The 6,405-nt window shown below is 66.6% G+C and carries 7 protein-coding genes; 1 reads left to right on the forward strand and 6 read right to left on the reverse strand.

Translation table 11 applies throughout. The features are described 5' to 3' along the window. Window positions 1-13: 13 nt before the first annotated feature. The 5 genes from AAG816_RS03825 to fabA all read right to left on the reverse strand — a co-directional run bounded on the left by AAG816_RS03825 (window position 14) and on the right by fabA (window position 4,942). Window positions 14-814 carry a hypothetical protein gene (locus AAG816_RS03825; protein ID WP_341988179.1) on the reverse strand — a complete coding sequence of 267 codons (801 nt, stop codon included), beginning with the start codon at window positions 812-814 and terminating at the stop codon, window positions 14-16. Between the two features lie 171 nt (window positions 815-985). Beyond that, window positions 986-1,987, reverse strand: coding sequence for a homocysteine S-methyltransferase family protein (locus tag AAG816_RS03830; RefSeq protein ID WP_341988181.1), 1,002 nt, complete (start codon window positions 1,985-1,987; stop codon window positions 986-988). Between the two features lie 4 nt (window positions 1,988-1,991). Further along, window positions 1,992-2,873 (reverse strand): enoyl-ACP reductase FabI, encoded by an 882-nt coding sequence (fabI, locus tag AAG816_RS03835; protein WP_341988183.1) that lies wholly within the window; start codon window positions 2,871-2,873, stop codon window positions 1,992-1,994. 135 nt (window positions 2,874-3,008) lie between these two features. Next, on the reverse strand, window positions 3,009-4,232 hold the full coding sequence (gene fabB / locus AAG816_RS03840) for a beta-ketoacyl-ACP synthase I (RefSeq protein ID WP_341988184.1): 1,224 nt from the start codon (window positions 4,230-4,232) through the stop codon (window positions 3,009-3,011). 176 nt (window positions 4,233-4,408) lie between these two features. Then, window positions 4,409-4,942, reverse strand: coding sequence for a 3-hydroxyacyl-[acyl-carrier-protein] dehydratase FabA (gene fabA / locus AAG816_RS03845; protein WP_341988185.1), 534 nt, complete (start codon window positions 4,940-4,942; stop codon window positions 4,409-4,411). A 270-nt stretch (window positions 4,943-5,212) separates the two neighbouring features. Between fabA and mscL the strand changes: the two genes are divergently transcribed. Beyond that, the gene (gene mscL / locus AAG816_RS03850) at window positions 5,213-5,656 is read left to right on the forward strand and encodes a large conductance mechanosensitive channel protein MscL (protein WP_341988186.1); all 444 of its coding nucleotides are present in this window, start codon (window positions 5,213-5,215) and stop codon (window positions 5,654-5,656) included. A 51-nt stretch (window positions 5,657-5,707) separates the two neighbouring features. Here mscL and pyrD read toward each other — a convergent pair. Continuing rightward, on the reverse strand, window positions 5,708-6,405 hold a 698-nt coding region (gene pyrD, locus AAG816_RS03855), incomplete at its 5' end, for a dihydroorotate dehydrogenase (quinone) (protein WP_341988187.1).

A 6,405-nucleotide genomic window follows, 5' to 3' on the forward strand; every position in this document is an offset into this window, starting at 1 on the left:
CGTCGGCCGCGTGCTACTGCGCCGCCGGCTTGGCCGGGGCCGTGGGGATGGGGAAGCGCTCGATGCTGACGAGGGCATCCTGCATGGGCTTGGGCGAGACGGCGATGAAGCCGTCGAACGGCCCGCTCATTTCCAGGATGAGGAACAAGGCCCCGCCGATGGAGGCCGAGCACAGGGTCAGCGCCACGATGCTGATGGCGTTCGCCGGCGCGAACAGGCCGAAGCTGGCGAAGATCAAGGTCAACCATATCACCAGCACCACGATGAAGATGGTGGGAATGGCGGCGGTGCTCTCCTCCAGAACTGACCAACGGGTGGTGATGATGGCATTGAGCCGCGCCAGCGCCTCGGGCCGCAGTTCCTGCGCCTCGGGCGTGGATGGGGCCAGTTGCCGGACAGCGGTTTCCAAATTCCCCAGCAGGACCTCGGAGGATTCGGGCCGGCGCAGCGTTGGAAGGTTCGGCGTGCCGTCCCAGGTCTCATTGATGACCGCGCGCCCGTAGTCATCCAGGAGCGTGCGTGCGACCGCTGTCTCCGGGCCGTAATGGCGCAGCGAGGCGTCGAGGCCGAGGATGTAGGTGGCGTAGGTGTGGACGTCGCGGTCGGTGGTGTCGAAATTGCCTTTCACCGAGGCGGTCATGAGGCCGAGGATCAGCGAGGCCATGGCGGCAATCATGCCCACCCCCAGCTTCACCGCGTCCTGGGTTTCCTTGGAGACATGATGCGCCGGGAGAAAGCGGGCGAGGGCCATGGCGCCCATGGCACCGGTGAACATGCACGCAAATGCAATGGCAGCAACGGCCCATGACGCCATACCCGGATGTCCTCACCTGCCGCGCGCAGCGCGAAACGCGTCACGCTGTCCCCACCACAGCAGACCGCCCCACCTGGCGACAGGTCCCGCTGTGCATGTATCGGTCATTTGCCGTACCGGGATGGGCTATAGCCGCGCGCCCTGATGCCGGCAAGCCGCCAGCGGCGTGTCTTAAGCTGTGTGTCCCTCATCATGGAGCCGCTCCGCCAACGCTGCGATGTGGCGATGGTCGGTGCCGCAGCAGCCGCCCAGAACGCGCAGGCGGTAGTCCCGCCGCAGCCCCATCATGTCGGCGGCGAAGGCGTGCGGATCGCCGGCATCGAGCTGATCGAGCGCCACCAGCTCTTCCGGGGGCCGGGCGGAGGCATTGGCCTTCAGTCCCACCACCCGTGGCCCGAGCGCGCCGGCAACCCATTCGGGAGCCGCAGTCGTCGCGGGAAGAACACCGGCCTCCTGCGCCGCCCGAAAGCGGCTGGGGTGGGTGCAGCCGACCATGAAATAGGCCGGCGGCGGCACCACTTCGGCGTCGATGCGGGCGATGGCGTCGGTCAACGGGCTGAGGTCGAGCAGTCGGCCCTGCGGGTCGATCACCGGCGCCAGCACATAGGGCAGGCCGGTGGCGGCCATGGCGCGGGCCACCCCTTCCATTTCCGCAGCGCTGGCGAAGGTGGGGGCGTAGAGCAGGTCGACACCGGCGGCGGCAAGGATCTCCGCCTGCTCCCGGTGATAGGCGTGTGCCGCGTCGCGGTCGGGGGCGTGGGTGGGATCATAGCCATCCCCCTGCGGGCCGATGACGCCGGCGATCACCACCTGGTCCTCAAGCCCCGCCGCCTGTCGCAGCTCCATGAGAAAGGCGACCGCGTCGGCATTCACCCGCGCCACGTCGCCGGGCGCGGAAAAGCCCTGCCGGGTCAGGCAGGCCCTATGGGCGCGCCAGGTGGGCGTGCCGATCTGCAGAGGCAGGCCCGAGCGGGCGGCGATGTCGAGATAGGCGCGATAGATCCCCGCCAGAACCTCCCGCTCGCCGGTGCGATACAGGGTCAGGAAGGCGGCGAACTCGGGCAAGGCAATGCCATGCCCATAGATCAGCTGGGTTTCCAGCCCCCCATCCGCCAGCCAGACCGGCGCGCTGGCGCGCAACCGATCAAACCGTGTGGCCGGGGCCGAAGCCACGGGGCTACTCGGCCGCCTTCTGCGCCAGATGGGCGGTGACGCCGGCGATGGGGGCCGACTGCTCCGCGGCAATCTTGGCCTCGGCGTCTTCCTGGGCTTTCAGCACGTCCGGGTGCGGCATGGACATGATGTTGTAGCCGCTGTCCACGAAGTGGATCTCGCCGGTAACGCCGCCGGACAGGTCCGAGAGCAGATAGAGGGCCGAGCCGCCCACCTCCTCTAGGGAGACCGTGCGGCGCAGCGGGGCGTTGCGCTTCTGATAGTTGAACATCAGCCGGGCGTCGGCGATGCCCGCGCCCGCCAAGGTGCGCACCGGGCCGGCGGAGATGGCGTTCACCCGGATGCCCTGCGGGCCATAGTCGGCGGCCAGATAGCGCACGCTGGCCTCCAGCGCCGCCTTGGCCACGCCCATCACATTGTAGTTCGGCATGACGCGGGTGGCGCCGCCATAGGTCAGGGTGATGATCGAGCCGCCATGGGTCATCATCTCCGCCGCCCGCCGCGCGATCTCGGTCAGCGAGAAGCAGGAGATGAGCATGGTGCGGGAGAAGTTCTCGCGGCTGGTGTCCGCATAGCGGCCCTTCAGCTCCGACTTGTCGGAGAAGGCGACCGCATGAACGATGAAATCGATGCTGTCCCACTGCGCCTTGAGGGCGGCGAACAGGCCGTCCACGCTGGCGAGGTCTTCCACGTCGCACGGCACCACCAGCGAGGCGCCCAGGCTCTCGGCCAGCGGACGCACGCGCTTGGCCATGGCTTCACCCTGATAGGTGAATGCCAGTTCCGCACCCTGACCAGCCAAGGATTTGGCGATGCCCCAGGCGATGGAGTGGTCATTGGCCACGCCCATCACCAAGCCGCGCTTTCCCTTCATCAGGTCGTGCATTGCCGGTTGTCCTCACATCTAATGGTGTCACGGCGATAGCAGACCTCACGATCAAGCGCCATGGCGCCGCCGATCACCTGAGGTTTCCGATCGTGACCAAGACCAGCGCCCGTGCGGGGCACGGGCGGGTTCTTGTCAGGCGTCCAGGTTCTTCAGCACCAGGCTGGCATTGGTGCCGCCGAAGCCGAAGGAGTTGGACAGGACGCAGCCGAGCTTGGCATTGTCGATGCGCTTGCGCACGATCGGCATGTCGGCGAAGGCCGGGTCCAGTTCCTCGATATTGGCGCTCTCGCAGATGAAGCCGTTCTGCATCATCAGCAGCGAATAGATCGCTTCCTGTACGCCAGTGGCCCCCAGCGAATGGCCGGTGAGCGACTTGGTGCCGGCGATGGGCGGGCACTTCTCGCCGACGCCGAACACCTTGCGGATGGCCTCGATTTCCGGCGGGTCGCCGGCCGGGGTCGAGGTGGCGTGCGGGTTGATATAGTCCACCGGGATGTTCACCGTGGACAGGGCCTGGCGCATGCAGCGCTCCGCGCCTTCGCCCGAGGGCGCCACCATGTCGTAGCCGTCCGAGGTGGCGCCATAGCCGGCGATTTCGCCATAGATCTTGGCGCCGCGGGCCTTGGCATGCTCCAGCTCTTCCAGCACCAGCACGCCGGCGCCGCCGGCGATGACGAAGCCGTCGCGGTTCACGTCATAGGCGCGAGACGCCTTGGCCGGGGTGTCGTTATATTTGGAGGACATGGCGCCCATGGCGTCGAACAGCACGGACAAGGTCCAGTCCAGTTCCTCGCAGCCACCGGCGAACATCACGTCCTGCTTGCCGTACTGGATCATCTCATACGCATTGCCGATGCAATGATTGGATGTCGCGCAGGCGGACGAGATGGAATAGTTCACGCCCTTGATCTTGAACCAGGTGGCCAAGGTGGCGGAGGCGGTGGACGACATGGCTTTCGGCACCGCGAACGGGCCGACGCGCTTGGGGCCCTTGTCGCGGGTGATGTCGGCGGCTTCCACGATGGCGCGGGTCGAGGGTCCGCCGGACCCCATGATGATCCCGGTCTTCGGGTTGGAGATCTCGCTGGCTTCCAGGCCGGAATCCAGGATGGCCTGGTCCATGGCCACATGGTTCCAGGCGGTGCCGCCACCGTGGAAGCGCATGGCGCGGCGGTCCACCACCGCGCTGGCGTCCAGCGTCGGGGCGCCCTGCACCTGGCAGCGGAAGCCGAGCCGAGCAAACTCGGTGGCCGTGGAAATGCCGCTCTTGGCCTCGTGCAGGCTGGCAAGCACTTCCTGAGTGGAGTTCCCGATAGATGAGACGATGCCCATCCCGGTGACGACGACGCGCCGCATGTCACCTCCCAAGGTGAAAATCCGAGCAGCCGCGCGCAGCGAATCCCGCGATCGACTGTGCTTTATGAAAAGCAAATCCTGTGCTGCCACAATTTCCCAGCGGGACTATTCCTTCACCGAGGGACACGCAGCGTCAACTCCGCTCAGGGGTCGCAAGAAAACATGGCGAGGCGGTGTCAGGCGCCGGTCGATCCCGGTGCCGCGTCGGTCTGGAACAGGCCGACCTTGAGATCCTTGGCACGATAGATGACCTGGCCGTCGGCTTCCAGCCAGCCATCGGCGATGCCGAGCACCAGCTTCGAGCGCATCACCCGCTTCAGGTCGATGCCGTAGACCACCTTCTTCATTTCGGGCAGCACCTGGCCGGAAAACTTCAGTTCTCCAAGGCCCAGCGCCCGCCCGCGGCCGGGGGAACCCAGCCAGCCGAGGAAGAAGCCCACCAGCTGCCACATGGCATCCAGGCCCAGGCAGCCGGGCATGACCGGGTCGCCCTTGAAGTGGCAGGGGAAGAACCAGAGGTCCGGATTCACGTCCAGTTCGGCGCGCACCATGCCCTTGCCGTAGGCGCCGCCGGTCTCGGAAATCTCCGAGATGCGGTCAAACATCAACATGGGCGGGAGGGGAAGCTGCGCGTTGCCGGCGCCAAACAGTTCGCCCCGCCCGCACGCGAGGAGATCCTCGTAATCGAAGCTGGTCTGCCGGTCCGCCATTCTCTCTGGTATCGCCATGCTGTCCACAAGGGAGGATTTCGAGGGCCTTTCGGGCCGCGTCCGAGACCGAACGCCGGCACTCCCTAACATAGGAGCCCACGCGCTCAAAGTCTTGAAAACGTCACAGCCGCGCTTGCCAACGGACAAGCGCGTCCGTGAAGCTAAGGTTCGTGCTCTGCGTGGGGCAGGTGGGATGATACATCCAGAAACCCCGGGGAGGGGCACAAATGCGCGCGCCCTGCGTTACGGGCTGACAGCGAGGAGACCGGAATGCTCAGACAGTTTCGCCAGTTCGCCATGCGGGGCAATGTCGTGGATCTCGCGGTCGGCGTGATCATTGGCGCGGCCTTCGGCAATATCGTCACCTCCATGGTGGGCGACATCTTCATGCCGGTGATCGGCTCGGTGACCGGAGGACTGGATTTCTCCAACTACTTCCTGCCGCTGTCGTCGGCGGTCACGGCGGACAACCTCGCGGACGCCAAGAAGCAGGGCGCGGTGCTGGCCTATGGCAACTTCATCACCATCGCCATCAACTTCATGATCGTCGCGGCCATCCTGTTCTTCATCGTGCGCGGCATCAACAAGTTGAAGCTGGCAGAGGAAAAGAAGGCCGATCCGGCGCCGCCGCGCTCGGAACAATTGCTGGAAGAGATTCGTGATCTGCTGGCGCGCGAGGTCGCCGTCAAAGGCGGCGGCCCCGGAGGAGCTTGAGCGCAGTCCTCGCTTACGCCGGATACGTCAGGGTCTGCGACGGCTGGCGGGTCAGCGGATGTCCGCGCCCACCGCCGCGCCGACGCTGGCGAAGCCGTCGGCCTTCAGCCGCGCAGCGAGGTCCGCCTTGATGCGCGGCACCAGGGCGGGGCCGTGGAAGACCAGCCCGGAGTATAGCTGCACCAGATCGGCACCGGCGCGGATCTTGGCATAGGCATCCGCCCCTGAGGAGACGCCGCCGGCTCCGATCAGCGGAATGCGTCCCCGCACCAGCCGGTAGAGTGCACCGAGCCGTTCCGTGGACAAGGCAAACAGCGGCTGTCCGGACAGGCCCCCGGTCTCGCCCTTGTGGCTGCTCTTCAGGCTGGCCGGGCGCGACAGGGTGGTGTTGCCCATGATGATGCCGTCCACGCCCTGCTCCAGCGCCACCTCAGCGATGACTTCCAGGCCCGCGTCGTCCAGGTCGGGGGCGACTTTCACCAGCAGCGGCGGCCGGGTCGCGGGATCGGGCATGCTCTCATTGCGGGCGGCAAGCGCATGGCCGATCACGGCGGCCATTTCCGCCCGCGCCTGGAGGAGACGCAGCCCCGGCGTATTGGGGGAGGAAATGTTGCACACCAGATAGTCCGCCACCCGGCAGGTGGCGGAGATGCCGGCGGCATAGTCCTCGCTGGCGTCCTCGCTCTCCTTGTTCTTCCCCACATTGGCACCGACGATGCCGCCGGCGCCGGCGGCGCGCCGCCGGCCCC

Origin of the sequence: Azorhizobium sp. AG788 (assembly GCF_943371865.1) — a bacterium.
In the GTDB taxonomy this organism is placed as follows: domain Bacteria; phylum Pseudomonadota; class Alphaproteobacteria; order Rhizobiales; family Xanthobacteraceae; genus Azorhizobium.

Coding starts and splice junctions, on each gene's coding strand:
- AAG816_RS03825 (WP_341988179.1), bottom strand. CDS start 814: ATGGCGTCATGGGCCGTTGCTGCCATTGCATTTGCGTGCATGTTCACC.
- fabI (WP_341988183.1), bottom strand. CDS start 2,873: ATGCACGACCTGATGAAGGGAAAGCGCGGCTTGGTGATGGGCGTGGCC.
- fabB (WP_341988184.1), bottom strand. CDS start 4,232: ATGCGGCGCGTCGTCGTCACCGGGATGGGCATCGTCTCATCTATCGGG.
- fabA (WP_341988185.1), bottom strand. CDS start 4,942: ATGGCGGACCGGCAGACCAGCTTCGATTACGAGGATCTCCTCGCGTGC.
- mscL (WP_341988186.1), top strand. CDS start 5,213: ATGCTCAGACAGTTTCGCCAGTTCGCCATGCGGGGCAATGTCGTGGAT.